The organism is Streptosporangium brasiliense (assembly GCF_030811595.1).
Classification (GTDB): Bacteria; Actinomycetota; Actinomycetes; order Streptosporangiales; family Streptosporangiaceae; genus Streptosporangium; species Streptosporangium brasiliense.
Window position 1 is genome coordinate 5324901 of record NZ_JAUSRB010000002.1, and the last position, 14910, is coordinate 5339810.

The following is a 14910-nucleotide window of genomic DNA, read 5'->3' on the forward strand; positions in this document are numbered from 1 at the left end:
CGCGGGGCGCTCACAGGTCAGGACCTGTGCGTCCGGGCGAGCCGCCGGATCGCGGCCGCGTAGATCTCGTCGGGGTCCAGCCGCCGGAGCTCCTCGGCGAGCAGCTCCGACGTCGGGCGGCGGATCAGGGCGACCCGCCGGTCCGGCTGGCCCGGCCGGGACAGGGTGGCCAGGCGGCCGTCGCCCCGGTTGATGGAGATGTCGCCGTCGGGGGTGGCCAGCTTGACCGCGGTCAGGCCGGGACCCGCCGACTCGGAGACCTTCACCTGGGCGCCCAGGCGCTCGCTGAGCCAGGCCCCCAGCAGAAGGGCGCTGGCGTGGCCGGGCACGGCCGCCACCTCGCCCTTCTTGACCTTGCCCACCGTCTGGTCGAACGCGGCGGCCAGCAGGCTCCGCCACGACGTCAGCCGGGTCCAGGCCAGGTCGGTGTCGCCGGGGACGTAGCCGCGGGCCCGGCTGGTGATCGCCTGCACCGAGTCGGCCGCCGACCGGGCGTCGACGATGCGGCGCTGGGCGAGCATGCCGATCGGGTCCTTGGCGGGCACCTCCGGGCAGTCGCCCGGCCACCAGGCCACCACCGGGGTGTCGGTGAGCAGCAGCGGCCCGACCACCGATTCGGCGTGCTCGGTGAGCTCGCCGTACAGGCGCAGCAGGATCACCTCGCCCGGGGTGGACTCGCCGAAGCGCAGCTCGGCGTCGAGCCGGTTGGGCTCCTGCGGGTCGCGGGGGATGACGACCAGTATCCGGGAGGGGTGCTCCCTGGCCGCCTCGGTCGCGGCCCGGACCGCGTCGTACTGGTTGCTCTCGTCGCTGATCACCACCAGGGTCAGCACCATGCCGACCGCGGGGGTGCCCATCTGGTGGCGCAGCTGGGTGAGCTGTGAGGAGATCTTCGACGCGGTCGTGTCGCTGAGCATGAAGCTCGCCATTTACAACCTCCTCCACGCGCGTCCGTCGCGGGCCATCATCTCGTCGGCCGACTTGGGACCCCAGGTGCCCGCCGGATACTCCTCCGGCGGTCCCTGGGAGGCCCAGAACTCCTCGATCGGGTCGAGGATCTTCCACGACAGCTCGACCTCGCGCTGGTGCGGGAAGAGCGGCGGGTCGCCGATCAGCACGTCCAGCAGCAGCCGCTCGTAGGCCTCGGGGGAGGACTCCATGAACGACTCGCCGTAGGCGAAGTCCATCGAGACGTCCCGGACCTCCATGGCGGTGCCGGGCACCTTGGAGCCGAACCGCACCGTGATGCCCTCATCCGGCTGGACCCGGATGACCAGGGCGTTCTGCCCCAGGATCTCGGTGTCGTCCTTGCTGAAGGGCAGGTGCGGCGCGCGCTGGAACACCACGGCGACCTCCGTCACCCGGCGGCTCAGCCGCTTGCCGGTGCGCAGGTAGAACGGCACCCCGGCCCAGCGCCGGTTGGCGATCTCCAGCTTGATGGCGGCGTAGGTCTCGGTGATGGAGTCCGGCGGGATGCCCTCCTCCTGGGTGTAGCCGACGACCGGCTCGCCCCCCTGCCAGCCCGACGCGTAGCGGCCGCGCGCGGTGGCCTCCGCCAGGTCGTGCGGCAGCTGCACGGCTTTGAGGACCTTCTCCTTCTCCCGGCGCAGCGAGTTGGCCTCGAACGACGTCGGGTCCTCCATGGCCACCAGGGCCAGCAGTTGGAGCAGGTGGTTCTGGATCACGTCCCGGGCCGCGCCGATGCCGTCGTAGTAACCCGCCCGGCCGCCGATGCCGATGTCCTCGGCCATCGTGATCTGGACGTGGTCGACGTAGCTCCGGTTCCAGATCGGCTCGAACAGGTTGTTGGCGAAGCGCAGCGCCAGGATGTTCTGGACGGTCTCCTTGCCCAGGTAGTGGTCGATGCGGAACACCGAGCTCTCCGGGAAGACCGCGCTGGTGATCGCGTTGAGCTCCTGGGCGCTCTTCAGGTCGTGCCCGAATGGCTTCTCGATCACCACCCGGCGCCAGGACCCCTCGGGGCCGTGCGCCAGCCCGGTCCGCTTGAGCTGCTCGACCACGACCGGGAAGAACTTCGGCGGGACCGACAGGTAGAAACCGTAGTTGCCGCCGGTGCCCCGGGTCTGGTCGATCTCCTTGAGCATCATGGCCAGCGCGTCGAACGCGCCGTCGTCGGTGAACTCGCCCGGGCAGAAGAAGATGCCCTCCGACAGCTGCTTCCAGACCTCCTCGCGGAAGGGCGTGCGCGCGTGCTCCTTGACGGCGTCATGGGTGAGCTGCGCGAAGTCCTGGTCCTTCCAGTCGCGGCGGGCGAAGCCGACCAGGGAGAAGCCCGGGGGCAGCAGCCCCCGGTTCGCCAGGTCGTAGATCGCCGGCAGCAGCTTCTTGCGCGCCAGGTCGCCCGTCACGCCGAACAGCACCAGCACGCACGGCCCCGCCACCCGCGGCAGCCGCTTGTCGCGCGGGTCGCGCAGCGGGTTGGTCCGCACCACCTCCTCGGTGGTGGCGGCGGTCGCGGCCGCCGAGGCGACGGTCACCGACTCCTCGGCGTGCGCCCCGGCCGCCGGCAGGCCGTCGGCCTGCGCGGCGTCCGTCGGGGTGGTCTCGGGCTCGGCCGTGTCGGCCTGCGCCGTCGAGCGTTCCTTGGCCATTCAGACCTCCCGCGCTGCCGCGAGCAGGCGCGCGACACCGGCCGCGCGATCGGTCAGGTGCAGCCGTACGGTGGGACGCCCGCGCTTGGCCAGCGCGCCCTGGTCTCCCAGAGCCTGCGCGAGCTGGAGGCGGCCCAGGGTGTAGGGCCTGCCGGGCACCTCGACGTCCTCCTCCACGGCCCCGGTGATCTGCAGGAACACGCCGTTCTGCGGACCACCCTTGTGGTACTGGCCGGTGGAGTGCAGGAACCGGGGACCCCAGCCGAAGGTGATCGGCCGCTCGGTCCGGACCGCGAGCTGCGCGCGCAGCGTGGCCGGGTCGGCCGCGCTCCACGCGTCGGTCATCTCCTCGAACGAGGCGCCCTCGGCGTGGGGGGCGTCGAAGGCCGCCTCCCGGTCGAGGTAGGCCATGATCGCGAGATAGCCGTCGCCGGGGACGGCCTCCAGCAGCTGGGTGAACACCTCGGACAGGTCCTTGGGGGCCTCCGGGCCGGGCAGCTCGCCGTAGACCTCGACCGGGCCGTCGACCAGGATCGGGGTGCCGACCGGCAGCTCCGTCCGGTCCAGCAGCTCGCCGGTGTTCTCCTTGGACTCGGCCACGTTCGGCTGGTCGAACGGGTTGATGCCCAGGACGCGGCCGGCGACGGCCGTGGCGTACTCCCAGACGAGGAACTGCGCGCCCAGCGGCCCGCTGACGGTCACGGCGCCGTCGGAGTCGATCCCGGCGACCAGCTCGTCCTCGGCCTCGCCCGGGTCGGCGCCGACGATCGGCAGGATGCCCTTGCCGTTCTTGCCGGTGGACTCGGCGACCAGCTGCTCGATCCAGTCGGGCAGACCGTTGATCTCCGAGAGGCTGTCCTCCAGCACGAGCTTGTCGCGGCCGGCGACCGCGGCGGCGCCCAGGGCGGCGCCGAGGTCCAGGCCGGGGTTGCCCTCGGCCTGCGCGAGCAGCGGCTGCACCGCGGCCGCGTCGTCCAGCAACTGCTGGACGTCGGCCCCGGCCAGCGCGCTGGGCACCAGGCCGAAGGCCGACAGGGCGCTGTAGCGGCCGCCCACGTCGGGGTCGGCCAGGAAGACCCGGTAGCCCGCCTCCGCGGCGGTCTGCTCCAGCGGCGAGCCCGGGTCGGTGACCACGACGATCCGCTCGGCCGGGTCGATCCCCGCCTCGCGGAAGGCCTTCTCGTAGATCCGCCGGTGGCTGTCGGTCTCGACCGTGCCGCCGCTCTTGCTGGCGACCACCACGATCGTGCGCTCCAGGCGGTCCTCCAGCGCCCTGCGCACCTGACCGGGGTCGGTGGTGTCGAGCACGGTCAGCGGCACGTCGGCGGTGGCACAGATGACCTCCGGGGCGAGCGAGGAGCCGCCCATGCCCGCCAGGACCACGTGGTCCAGGCCCTCCGCGCGGACCCGCTCGACGAGCTTGCCGATCTCCGGCAGCAGCTCCCTGCTGGTCCGCGGGAGGCCGAGCCAGCCGAGGCGGATCGCCGCCTCGGGCTGGGCCTCCGGACCCCACAGGGCGGGGTCGCCGGCGGCCAGGGCCGCGGGCACCCCTTCGGCGGCCAGCCGCCGGGCCGTCTCAGCGGCCTGTTCGGCCAGGCGCTCCTCGCTGAACGTCACGGACACTGACATATGGTTCACGCCTTCCGCAGTTCGGCGGAGACGGTGGCCAGGAGCTCGTTCCAGGACGCTTCGAACTTCTCCACGCCCTCCTCCTCCAGCACCCTCACCACGTCGTCGTAGTCGATGCCCACCTCCTTGAGAGCGGCCATGGTGTTCCAGGCGTCCTCGTAGGAGGGACGGATGGTGTCGCCGTCGATCCGGCCGTGGCCGGCCACGGCGTCGAGGGTCTTCTCCGGCATCGTGTTGACCGTGCCCGAGGTGACGAGCTCGTCGACGTAGAGGGTGTCGGGGTAGCTCGGGTCCTTGGTGCCGGTGGAGGCCCACAGCGGGCGCTGCGGACGGGCCCCGGCCGCGGCCAGCGCCTGCCAGCGCGGAGAGTTGACCACATCCTCGAAGGCGGCGAAGGCGAGGCGGGCGTTGGCGATGGCCGCCTTGCCCTTGAGCGCCTTGGCCTCGGGCGTGCCGGTCTTCTCCAGGCGCTTGTCGATCTCGCTGTCCACGCGGCTGACGAAGAACGAGGCCACCGACTCGATGCGGGCCAGGTCCAGGCCGTTGGCCTGCGCGCGCTCCAGGCCCGTCAGCCAGGCGTCCATCACGGCGCGGTAGCGCTCCAGGGAGAAGATCAGCGTGACGTTGACGCTGATGCCCTCGGAGATCGCCTGGGTGATCGCGGGCAGACCCTCGACCGTGGCCGGGATCTTGATGAACAGGTTGGGACGGTCGACCATCCACCACAGCGCGCGCGCCTCGGCGACGGTCTTGTCGGTCTCCCTGGCCAGGCGGGGGTCCACCTCGATGGAGACCCGGCCGTCCACGCCGCCGGTGGCGTCGTAGACCGGCCTGAGCACGTCGGCGGCCCAGCGGATGTCGTAGGTGGTGATGGCGCGCACCGCCTCCTCGACGTCCACCCCGCGCACCGACAGGTCGTGGAGCTGGCTGTCGTAGGCGTCACCCTTGCTCAGCGCCGAGGCGAAGATCGTCGGGTTGGAGGTGACACCGACCACGTGCTTGTCGCGGATCAGCGACTCCAGGTTGCCGGTGCGCAGGCGCTCGCGGCTGATGTCGTCCAGCCAGATGGAGACACCCTGCTCGGAGAGCTTCTTAAGGATCTCACTCATGATCAGTTTCCCGTCGTCTCGCCCTTGTCGGCCCCGGTCCGTGCGAGGCTCCCCTTGGCGGCGGCGGCCACGCGCTCGGCGGTCAGTCCGAACTGCTCGAAAAGGGTCTTGTAGGGAGCCGAGGCGCCGAAGTGCTCCAGGCTGACCACTTCCCCTTCATCTCCCACGAACTGCCGCCAGCCCAGCGCGATTCCCGCTTCGACGGCGACGCGCGCGCGGACCGCCGAGGGCAGCACCGTCTGCTGGTAGGCCGCGTCCTGGGCCTGGAACCACTCGACGCAGGGCATCGACACGACCCGGGCCGGGATGCCCTCGGCCTCCAGCATCGCGCGGGCCTCCACGGCGAGCTGGACCTCCGAGCCGGTGCCGATCAGGATCACCTCGGGCTGGCCGTTGGAGGCGTCCTCCAGGACGTAGGCGCCGCGGGCGACCTTCGTGGCGTCGGCGGTGCCCGCGTAGACCGGGAGGTTCTGGCGGGTCAGCGCCAGCGCGGCCGGGCGGTCGCCGTGCTCCAGCACGACCCGCCAGGCGGCGGCGGTCTCGTTGGCGTCGGCCGGGCGGACGACGTCCAGACCCGGGATGGCGCGCAGCGCCCACAGGTGCTCGACCGGCTGGTGGGTCGGGCCGTCCTCGCCCAGGCCGATGGAGTCGTGCGTCCACACGTAGGTGACCGGCAGCTTCATCAGCGCCGCCAGCCGTACGGCGGGGCGCATGTAGTCGCTGAAGACCAGGAACGTGCCGCCGTAGGGGCGGGTGCCGTTGTGCAGCGCGATGCCGTTGAGGATCGACCCCATGCCGTGCTCGCGGATGCCGAAGTGCAGGGTGCGCCCGTAGCGGTTGCCCGGGAACTCCTTGGTCTGGTATTCCTCCGGGATGAAGGACGGCTCGCCCTTCATCGTGGTGTTGTTGGACTCGGCCAGGTCGGCCGAACCGCCCCACAGCTCGGGCAGCACGGGCGCGAGGCTGTTGAGCACCTCGCCGGAGGCCTTGCGGGTGGCGACGGCGGCGCCGGGCTCGAAGGACGGCAGCGCCTCGGCCCAGCCCGACGGCAGCCGCCGCGCGCTGATCCGGTCGAACTCGGCCGCCCGCTCGGGGTTGGCCGAGCGCCAGTTCTGGTAGGCCTTCTCCCACTCGGAGTGGGCCGCGCGGCCGCGCTCGACGACCTTGCGGGCGTGCTCCAGCACCTCGGCCGGGACGTCGAAGCTCTTGGCCGGGTCCTGGCCCATGACCGTCTTGGTGGCGGCGATCTCCTCGGCGCCCAGGGCCGAGCCGTGGGCCTTGCCGGTGTTCTGCTTGTTCGGGGCGGGCCAGCCGATGACGGTGCGCAGGCGGATGAACGACGGCCGGTCGGTCTCGGCGCGCGCGGCCTCCAGGGCCTGGTGCAGCGCCTCGACGTCCTCGGTGTATTCGCCGTCGTTGGTCCAGTCGACCGTCTGGACGTGCCAACCGTAGGCCTCGTAGCGCTTGGCGATGTCCTCGCTCAGCGCGATCTGGGTGTCGTCCTCGATCGAGATGTGGTTGCTGTCGAAGACGACGACCAGGTTGCCCAGCTTCTGGTGACCGGCGATGGCGCTGACCTCGTGGCTGACGCCCTCCTCGATGTCACCCTCGGAGGCGATGCACCAGATCATGTGGTCGAACGGGCTGGTGCCCGGGGCCGCGTCCGGGTCGAAGAGGCCGCGCTCGCGGCGGGCGGCCATGGCCATGCCCACCGCGTTGCCCAGCCCCTGGCCCAGCGGGCCGGTGGTGGTCTCCACGCCGACGGTGTGCCCGTGCTCCGGGTGGCCCGGGGTCAGGCTGCCCCACTGGCGCAGCCCCTTCAGATCGTCCAGGGACAGGCCGTAGCCCGAAAGGAAGAGCTGGATGTAAAGCGTCAGACTGGTGTGTCCAGCGGAAAGAACAAAACGGTCCCGGCCCACCCAGGTGGGGTCGGAAGGGTCGTGCCGCAACGTCTGCTGGAAAAGCAGGTACGCGGCGGGCGCGAGGCTCATCGCGGTGCCCGGGTGGCCCGAACCCGCCTTCTCTACCGCGTCCATTGCCAGGGCCCGGACGACGTCGACCGCCTGACGGTCCAGGTCGCTCCATTCAAGGGCTGGCACGAGTTCGCTGCTCAAGTGCTCGATCTCCGGATCTTGTCGTGTGATGGTGGCGCCGGTTTGGCTTTTCCCGCCCACACCGGACCCTAACGGGTCGGCCTCGCTACCGTTGCGTAGGCCGATCCGGGGCGAGCCCACAGGAGTGGTGAGCTGCGCGGACGGAACGCCCACGAGGCATCCCGTCGTGCCGCCCCCGCACCCCATGCCGGAACCGGCCACCCCAACAACTACAGTTGAGTCTTCAAGGCTGGCTGGTGCCCGCATTCACGGATTCGCTCTAATCAGAGGTTACGCGTTGACCCCGCACGTGCAGGAAGCGCCTTAGATGGTGCTGACCGACAAGCAATCGACGGCCCCGTCGGCGACGGGCGCGACGGACGCCGTCGCGCCGCGTTCGCTCGGCGACGTCGTGAAGGCCTACGTCGCCCTCACCAAGCCGCGGATCATCGAGCTGCTGCTGATCACGACGCTGCCGGTGATGTTCCTGGCCGCCCGTGGCCTGCCGCCGCTGTGGATCGCCGTGTCCACCCTGGTGTTCGGCACCCTGTCGGCGGGCAGCGCGAACGCGCTGAACTGCTACATCGACCGTGACATCGACGCCGCGATGCGCCGCACCCGGCGCCGGCCGCTGGCCCGCGACCAGGTCCCGCCGGGCAACGCGCTGATTTTCGGGGTCGTCCTCGGCGTGCTGTCCACTCTTGGCCTCGGCTTGACGGTGAATTGGCTCGCGGCCGGCCTGTCGCTGGCGGCCAACCTGTTCTACGTCCTCGTCTACTCGATGATCCTGAAGCGGCGGACCTCCCAGAACGTGGTGTGGGGGGGCCTGGCGGGGTGCATGCCGGTGCTGATCGGCTGGGCCGGCATCACCGGCAGCCTCGACTGGGCCCCGGTGGTGCTGTTCGGCGTGGTCTTCTTCTGGACCCCGCCGCACACCTGGACCCTCGCCATGCGCTACAAGGAGGACTACGCCGCCGCGAAGGTCCCCATGCTCCCGGTGGTCGCCACCGAGCGCCGCGTGGTGCTGGAGAGCATCGCCTACACCTGGGCGACGGTGCTGTGCTCGCTGCTGCTGTGGCCGATCGCCGGAACCACGCTGCTCTACCCCGCCGTGGCCGTCGTCCTCGGCGCCGCCTGCCTGTGGGAGGTCTACCGCCTCCTCGGCCGCGTCAATGCCGGCAAGACCGGCGTGGACCTGCGCCCGATGCGCTTCTTCCACTGGTCCAACGCCTATCTGGCGCTGCTGTTCCTCGCCGTCGCCGTCGACTCGATGCTTGTCTGAGCGGCCCGGCCGGGCCGCGGCGGGCGCTGCGCTCCCGGGAATCCCCCGCCGTCGTGCACGGCGAGGACGTCAGCGGTTACGGTTGCCACATGGCAAGCCGTGATCCTCGGTGGGTGTTCAAGGACCGCCCGTCTGTCGCGCTGATCGCCGGTCTTGTCGTGGCCGGGCTGTGCGCGCTGGCGTCGTTCTCCTTCGACGTGCTGAACGGCGATCCGGTCTACTTCTTCATCGCGCTCGCGCTGGCCCTGGCGCCGGTCCCGGTGCTGCTGGCCGCGGTGCTCGCGCTGGACCGCATGGAGCCGGAGCCGCGGAGCAACCTGATCTTCGCGTTCGCCTGGGGAGCGGGCGTGGCGGTCCTGGTCGCGGGCCTGATCAACTCCTTCAACCTGATCTACATCGAGAACACCGTCCGGCTGGGCTACGACAGCTCCCGCAACATCGCCGCGACCTTCGGCGCGCCCGTCGTGGAGGAGACGATGAAGGGGCTGGTCCTGCTGGGCCTGCTCAGGTTCAAGCGGGCCGAACTCGACGGGCCCACCGACGGCATCATCTACGCCAGCATGGTCGGCCTCGGCTTCGCGATGAGCGAGAACGTCAGCTACTACGTGGCCGCGCTCGACGACATGGGCGCGCAGGGCCTGGCGGTGACAGTCGTGCTGCGGGGCATCCTGTCGCCGTTCGCGCATCCGCTGTTCACCTCGATGATCGGTGTCGCGGTGGCCTACGCCGCGCAGCGCCAGGGGCCGGTGCGGATCTTCGTGATCGCCGCGGGCTGGATCGGCGCGATGCTGCTGCACGGCATCTGGAACGGCTTCGCCTCCTACGTCGGCATCGGCGGCCTGGCCATCGCCTACGTGCTGCTGATGGTCGTGCTGTTCGTCCTGATCGCGATCGTCTTCCGGGACCGCAAGCGCATCATCGGGCTCATCCAGACCTACCTGCCCGCCTACCAGGCGACCGGTCTGGTGGGCCCCCACGACGTGGCCATGCTCTCCTCGCTGCCGGGCCGCCGCGGGGCCAGGCAGTGGGCCAGGACGGAGGGCGGCCGGACCGGGCTGCGGGCGATGAACGACTACCAGCTCGCGGCCACCGAGCTCGGCCTGCTCCACGAGCGGGCCAGGCGCCGCATGATCGGTGAGCGCACGTTCGACGAGGAGCAGCAGGCGCTGCTGGAGTGCATGGCGGCCGCCCGCGCCCACTTCCCCGTCCCGGCCCCGCAGGCGCCCCCGGTCGCCGGGGGCCACGCCCCGCCCGGACACGTCCCCCAGCCGCCGCCGGGCGGTCCCTACCCGCCCCACCGGTAGCGCGTCGGCGGGGGCCGCCGCGGCGTTCACCCGGCCGCCGCGCCGGCGGGCCGCGCACCGCCCGCCGCGCGGCGGGGGCTCATCCCCGCCGGAGCGCGGTGTCGAGGGCGGTCTCGCGCGGTCCGGGGAAGACGGGGGCGGAGTCGAGGACCACCGAGTCGAGGAGGCCCTTCGCCGAGGCGAAGAACTCGCGGGAGGCGTAGAGGTAGGTGGAGGCCCACCGCCTGGCCGAGTCGTCGCCGACGCCGAAGGCGTCCAGGCCCGCCGTACGGCACAGCGTGACGGCCCTGGGCAGGTGGAAGACCTGGGTGACCACGGTCAGCCGGGTGGCCCCGAACACGTCGCGGGCCCGTACGCACGAGTCCCAGGTGTCGAAGCCGGCGTAGTCCAGGACGAGCGCGCCGGCGGGGACGCGGCGGGCGAGCAGGTAGTCGCGCATCACGGTGGGCTCGTCGTAGTCGGCCCGGCTGTTGTCACCCGACAGCAGGATCGCCTTCACCCGGCCCGCCCGGTACAGCTCGGCGGCGATGTCCAGCCGCCGGGCCAGCATGGGGGAGGGGGTGTTCCGCCAGGCCCCGGCCCCCAGGACCAGCGCCACCGGCGCCGGGGGGACCTCGCGCACCCAGCCGGGGGAGGAGTCGGCGACCGCCCGGTGCCCGGAACTGGCCAGCCAGGCCCACGTCAGCGGGGCGATCGCGAGCACGCTCAGCAGCACGGCTCCCTGGTAGGAGCGCCGGAGGACTCTACGTGACAGCGGCATCGGGCCATTGTCCCGGCTGCGCGGGGCGCGGTCGAGCCCGCCCGGCCGCGCGGTCGCGCGGGGTACGGCTAGGCGGCGACGGAGTCGCGGATGTCCCGGCGGCCGGTCGGCGCGCCCAGCGGGCCCCGCGACCGCAGGGCGTACACCGTCCGCAGCGCGCCGATCCACACCAGGGTCGCGCCGAACACGTGCAGGCCGACCAGGAAGGCGGGCACGGCCAGGAAGTACTGGACGTAGCCGATGACCCCCTGGGCCAGCTCCACGGCCAGCAGCGTCAGCGCCGCCCGCCGCGCGGCGGCGGGCGCGTCGGTCACGTGCAGCGCGAACAGCAGGGCGAAGGTGAGCCCGACCACGACGTAGACGACGTCGGCGTGGATCCTGGCCACGGTCTCGATGTCGAAGGGGAAGCGGGAGGCCATCTCGTCCCCGGAGTGCGGTCCGGTGCCGGTCACCACCACGCCCACGACGAGCAGCACGGCCACCGCGGCGATGAGCGCGTAGCCGAGCGTGCGGATGTCGCGGTGGACCACCCGCTCCGGCGCGGCGTCGCCCTCCTTGGCGCGGGCGTAGAGGGCGAAGGAGGCGGCGATCAGGCCGATGGAGATCAGGAAGTGCACGCTCACGGTGATCGGGTTGAGCACGCTGCGCACGACCAGGCCGCCCCAGAGCGCCTGCGCGGCCACGCCGATCGGCTGCAGCCAGGCCAGGCGGACCAGGTCACGGCGGCGCGGCAGCAGCCTCAGCGCGGCGACCAGGCAGGCCAGGCCGATGGCCAGGACCAGGAAGGTCAGCAGCCGGTTGCCGAACTCGACGGCCATGTTGATCGGCGAGATCTCGCCGTGGGCGGTCGGGAGCAGGCTGTCGGGGGTGCACCTGGGCCAGGTCGGGCAGCCCAGCCCCGACTTGGAGACCCGGACCGCCGCGCCGGTCACGGTGATGCCCGCGTTGGCGGCCACCGCGACCCACGCCCAGCGCCGCAGGGTGACGGGCGTCGGGGACCACAGGGTCTGCGACAGGTTCACGGCATGCCGACGGGCCTGGTCAAGGAGGTGCTTCACGGCTCACATGTTAGGCGGCGGTGGTGGCGGTCCCGTCGGTGGCCCATCCGCCTGACCCATGATGATCTGTCGGTGTACGCCCGGCTTTGCCCCATAGGCCGCCGGGTATGGGAGGGCTGAACTGGAGGGACGGGGGCGGGGCCCGATTGATCTGGTTAACAGTATGTGACATAGTACTGCTGGATCAAGTCGCGGGGAGCGAGGTGAGTCATGCCGGATGTGGTGGTGATCGGCGCCGGAGTCGTCGGAGCCGCGTGCGCGTACTACGCGGCCCGGGCCGGGCTGGACGTGGTCGTCGTCGACCGCGGGCCGGTGGCGGGCGGCACGACCGGCGCGGGGGAGGGAAACGTCCTGGTCTCCGACAAGGAGCCGGGCCCCGAGCTGGACCTCGCCCTGCTCTCCAACGGCCTCTGGCGCGAGCTGGCCGAGCCCGGCGGGTTCGAGTTCGAGCCCAAGGGCGGGCTGGTGGTCGCCGAGACCGGCGCGGTGCTGGAGGCGCTGACCGGCCTGGCGGCCAAGCAGGCGGTCGAGCACGCGGTGGTCGCCCCCGAGGCGCTCAACGACTACGAGCCCCATCTGGCGGAGGGCTTCGCCGGAGGGGTCTTCTACCCGCAGGACGCTCAGGTCCAGCCCATGCTGGCGGCGGCCAGGCTGATCCGGCGGGGTGCCAAGCTGTTCGGCGGCGGCGCCCTGATGCTGCGCACCGGTGTCACGGTCACCGGCTTCCTGCGCGCGGGCGACCGGATCACCGGCGTCACGACCGACCACGGCGACATCCTCGCCGGAGCCGTCGTCAACGCCGCCGGGACCTGGGGCGGCGAGGTGGCCGCGCTGGCCGGGGTGCACGTCCCGGTCCTGCCCCGGCGCGGCTTCATCCTGGTCACCGAGCCGCTCGAGAAGCCGCTGGTCAGGCATAAGGTCTACACCGCCGCCTACGTCACCAACGTGGCCAGCGACTCGGAGGGCCTGGAGACCTCCGCCGTCGTGGAGGGGACCCCGTCGGGGCCGGTGCTCATCGGCGCCAGCCGCGAGCGCGTCGGCTTCGACCGCACGGTCTCCGTGCCGGTCCTGGAGCGCCTCGCCCGCCAGGCCGTCGAGCTGTTCCCGGCGCTGGCCGAGCGCAGGGCGATACGGGCCTACTGCGGCTTCCGGCCCTACTGCCCCGACCACCTGCCGGTGATCGGCGAGGACCCCCGGGCTCCGGGGCTCCACCACGCCTGCGGCCACGAAGGCGCGGGCATCGGCCTGGCCCCCGCCACCGGCCACCTGATCGCCCAGACGCTGACCGGCCTCCGCCCCGACCTGGACCTCACCCCCTTCCGCCCGGACCGCTTCAAGGAGGAACGCGCATGAAGCAGCCGTACGGTCTCGTGCGGGCGCGGCCCGAGCCGGAGTTCGAGATCAGCGTGGACGGCGCCCCCGTCCCGGTGGTCCCCGGCCAGACCATCGGCGCCGCCCTGCACGGCGCGGGCATCCGGGCCTGGCGCACCACCAGGGTCGGCGGCCGCCCCCGCGGGCTGTTCTGCGGCATCGGCGTCTGCTTCGACTGCCTGGTCACGGTCAACGGCGTGCCGTCCCTGCGGGCCTGCCTGACCGAGGCCCGGCCCGGAGACCTGGTGAGCACCCGTCCGGACGACGGCCCGGACGAGTGGCCCGGCGACGACCCGGAGACGGTGGGGGAGCGGTGAGCCACGTCCACGACCTCGCCGTCATCGGCGCGGGCCCGGCCGGGGTGGCCGGCGCGCTCACCGCCTCCCTCGCCGGGCTGGACGTCGTGCTGATCGACGCGGCGCCCAGACCGGGCGGCCAGTACTTCCGGCACCTGCCGGAGGGTTTCAACGCCGGGGCGCCCGGGGCCCTCCACCACGGCCTCGACAGGTTCACCCGGCAGTGGGAGACGCTCCGCGGACGCGCCGAGACGCTGCTCGGTCACCGGGTCTGGGCGCTGGAGCGCGCCGAGGCGACGGTCACCGTACGGTGCCTGGAGGGTGACCGCGAGGAACGGCCCCGCACGGTCACCGCGCGCAGGCTGCTGATCGCCACCGGCGCCCACGACCGGCCCCTGCCCTTCCCCGGCTGGGACCTGCCCGGCGTGCTGACCGCGGGCGGGGCGCAGGCCCTGCTCAAGGGCAACCTCGTCGTCGCGGGCCGGAAGGTCGTCGTCGCCGGGACCGGCCCCTTCCTGCTCCCGGTCGCGGCCGGTCTGGCCGAGGCCGGCGCGGACGTGCGCGGCGTCTACGAGGCCAACGGCCGGCTCGGGCTGGCCCGGCACCCGCTGCTGGCCGCGGGCAAGGCCGGCGAGGCCCTCGGGTACGGCGTCAGCCTGGCCCGCCACCTGGTGCCCTACCACGGCCGCCAGGCGGTGATCGCGGCGCACGGCGAGGACGCGCTGACCCACGTCACCGTGGCGAAACTGGACTCCGCCTGGCGGCCGGTCTCGACGAGGACCGTCGAGTGCGACACCCTCGCCTACGGCTACGGCTTCGTCCCCCAGCTCGAACTGGCGGTCCAGCTCGGCTGCGCGACCCGCGCCGACGTGGACGGCAGCCCCGTCGTAACCGTGGACGGGGGCCTGCGCACCAGCGTGCCCGGCGTCTACGCGGCAGGGGAGTCCACCGGCGTCGGCGGCGCCGTGCTGGCCGAGGTCGAGGGGCGTATCGCGGGCCGCAGCGCCGCCGCGGACCTGGGCCGCCGCGTCCCGCCCCAGCCGGGCCTGTCCCGGCGCAGGGACCGCCTGGCCGCCTTCGCGCGGGCACTGCTGGAGGCCTATCCGGTACGGCCCGGCTGGCAGGGGTGGCTCCGCGACGACACGCTGGTCTGCCGCTGCGAGGAGGTGCCCCTGTCGGCCGTGCGCCAGGCCCAGGACCTGGGCGCCACCGACGCGCGCTCCGTCAAACTGCTGGCCCGCCCCGGTATGGGCTGGTGCCAGGGCCGCATGTGCGGCTATGCCGTGGCATGCCTCGCCGGCGAGGCGCCCACGGCCCCCCGGCGCCCGATCGCCCAGCCCGTCCGGCTCGGCGACCTCGCCGCGCCGACCCGAACCCCCTTGGAAGGATGATCTGT

General features: G+C 72.6%; 12 protein-coding genes. 5 read left to right on the forward strand and 7 right to left on the reverse strand.

Annotation, left to right across the window (positions count from 1 at the left end):
• Positions 1 to 17: 17 nt before the first annotated feature.
• From J2S55_RS32915 to tkt, 5 genes are read right to left on the reverse strand one after another with little or no spacing between them, the layout of a single operon-like run.
• Positions 18 to 929 (reverse strand): glucose-6-phosphate dehydrogenase assembly protein OpcA, encoded by a 912-nt coding sequence (locus J2S55_RS32915; protein ID WP_306868846.1) that lies wholly within the window; start codon positions 927 to 929, stop codon positions 18 to 20.
• Positions 930 to 2612 carry a glucose-6-phosphate dehydrogenase gene (gene zwf / locus J2S55_RS32920; RefSeq protein ID WP_306868849.1) on the reverse strand — a complete coding sequence of 561 codons (1683 nt, stop codon included), beginning with the start codon at positions 2610 to 2612 and terminating at the stop codon, positions 930 to 932.
• Positions 2613 to 4241, reverse strand: coding sequence for a phosphoglucose isomerase-related protein (locus J2S55_RS32925; protein ID WP_306868850.1), 1629 nt, complete (start codon positions 4239 to 4241; stop codon positions 2613 to 2615).
• A 5-nt stretch (positions 4242 to 4246) separates the two neighbouring features.
• Entirely contained in the window at positions 4247 to 5350 is a 1104-nt protein-coding gene (gene tal / locus J2S55_RS32930) for a transaldolase (protein WP_306868851.1), read from the reverse strand.
• A 2-nt stretch (positions 5351 to 5352) separates the two neighbouring features.
• Positions 5353 to 7449 carry a transketolase gene (gene tkt, locus J2S55_RS32935; RefSeq protein WP_306868852.1) on the reverse strand — a complete coding sequence of 699 codons (2097 nt, stop codon included), beginning with the start codon at positions 7447 to 7449 and terminating at the stop codon, positions 5353 to 5355.
• Positions 7450 to 7771: 322 nt separating this feature from the next.
• Between tkt and J2S55_RS32940 the strand changes: the two genes are divergently transcribed.
• Together J2S55_RS32940 and J2S55_RS32945 are read left to right on the forward strand one after the other, a co-directional pair.
• Positions 7772 to 8725 carry a heme o synthase gene (locus J2S55_RS32940; RefSeq protein WP_306868854.1) on the forward strand — a complete coding sequence of 318 codons (954 nt, stop codon included), beginning with the start codon at positions 7772 to 7774 and terminating at the stop codon, positions 8723 to 8725.
• Positions 8726 to 8814: 89 nt separating this feature from the next.
• Positions 8815 to 10029, forward strand: coding sequence for a PrsW family intramembrane metalloprotease (locus tag J2S55_RS32945; protein WP_306868855.1), 1215 nt, complete (start codon positions 8815 to 8817; stop codon positions 10027 to 10029).
• A 79-nt stretch (positions 10030 to 10108) separates the two neighbouring features.
• Here the strand turns inward: J2S55_RS32945 and J2S55_RS32950 are convergent, their stop codons facing one another.
• A complete protein-coding gene (locus J2S55_RS32950) occupies positions 10109 to 10789 on the reverse strand; it encodes a SanA/YdcF family protein (protein ID WP_306868857.1) in 681 nt (226 codons plus the stop codon).
• Positions 10790 to 10857: 68 nt separating this feature from the next.
• Positions 10858 to 11847: a COX15/CtaA family protein gene (locus J2S55_RS32955; protein WP_306868859.1), complete on the reverse strand. Its 990-nt coding sequence runs from the start codon at positions 11845 to 11847 to the stop codon at positions 10858 to 10860.
• Positions 11848 to 12057: 210 nt separating this feature from the next.
• On the opposite strand from J2S55_RS32955, the gene J2S55_RS32960 reads away from it, so the two are divergent.
• The 3 genes from J2S55_RS32960 to J2S55_RS32970 are packed head-to-tail and all read left to right on the forward strand — an operon-like array spanning position 12058 to position 14905.
• Positions 12058 to 13200, forward strand: coding sequence for an NAD(P)/FAD-dependent oxidoreductase (locus J2S55_RS32960; RefSeq protein ID WP_306868861.1), 1143 nt, complete (start codon positions 12058 to 12060; stop codon positions 13198 to 13200).
• Positions 13197 to 13535, forward strand: a complete 339-nt coding sequence (locus tag J2S55_RS32965) for a (2Fe-2S)-binding protein (RefSeq protein ID WP_306868862.1) — start codon at positions 13197 to 13199, stop codon at positions 13533 to 13535. The genes J2S55_RS32960 and J2S55_RS32965 overlap by 4 nt, the downstream gene beginning before the upstream one ends.
• Complete coding sequence (locus J2S55_RS32970; protein WP_306868864.1) at positions 13532 to 14905, forward strand: FAD/NAD(P)-dependent oxidoreductase; 1374 nt, start codon at positions 13532 to 13534, stop codon at positions 14903 to 14905. Before J2S55_RS32965 ends, J2S55_RS32970 begins: the two co-directional genes overlap by 4 nt.
• Positions 14906 to 14910: the final 5 nt, after the last annotated feature.

What these genes read in the sequence shown, in the direction of transcription:
- J2S55_RS32915 (WP_306868846.1), bottom strand. Translation starts at nt 929, where the DNA reads ATGGCGAGCTTCATGCTCAGCGACACGACCGCGTCGAAGATCTCCTCA.
- tal (WP_306868851.1), bottom strand. Translation starts at nt 5,350, where the DNA reads ATGAGTGAGATCCTTAAGAAGCTCTCCGAGCAGGGTGTCTCCATCTGG.
- J2S55_RS32925 (WP_306868850.1), bottom strand. Translation starts at nt 4,241, where the DNA reads ATGTCAGTGTCCGTGACGTTCAGCGAGGAGCGCCTGGCCGAACAGGCC.
- zwf (WP_306868849.1), bottom strand. Translation starts at nt 2,612, where the DNA reads ATGGCCAAGGAACGCTCGACGGCGCAGGCCGACACGGCCGAGCCCGAG.
- J2S55_RS32950 (WP_306868857.1), bottom strand. Translation starts at nt 10,789, where the DNA reads ATGCCGCTGTCACGTAGAGTCCTCCGGCGCTCCTACCAGGGAGCCGTG.
- J2S55_RS32940 (WP_306868854.1), top strand. Translation starts at nt 7,772, where the DNA reads ATGGTGCTGACCGACAAGCAATCGACGGCCCCGTCGGCGACGGGCGCG.
- J2S55_RS32965 (WP_306868862.1), top strand. Translation starts at nt 13,197, where the DNA reads ATGAAGCAGCCGTACGGTCTCGTGCGGGCGCGGCCCGAGCCGGAGTTC.
- J2S55_RS32960 (WP_306868861.1), top strand. Translation starts at nt 12,058, where the DNA reads ATGCCGGATGTGGTGGTGATCGGCGCCGGAGTCGTCGGAGCCGCGTGC.
- J2S55_RS32945 (WP_306868855.1), top strand. Translation starts at nt 8,815, where the DNA reads ATGGCAAGCCGTGATCCTCGGTGGGTGTTCAAGGACCGCCCGTCTGTC.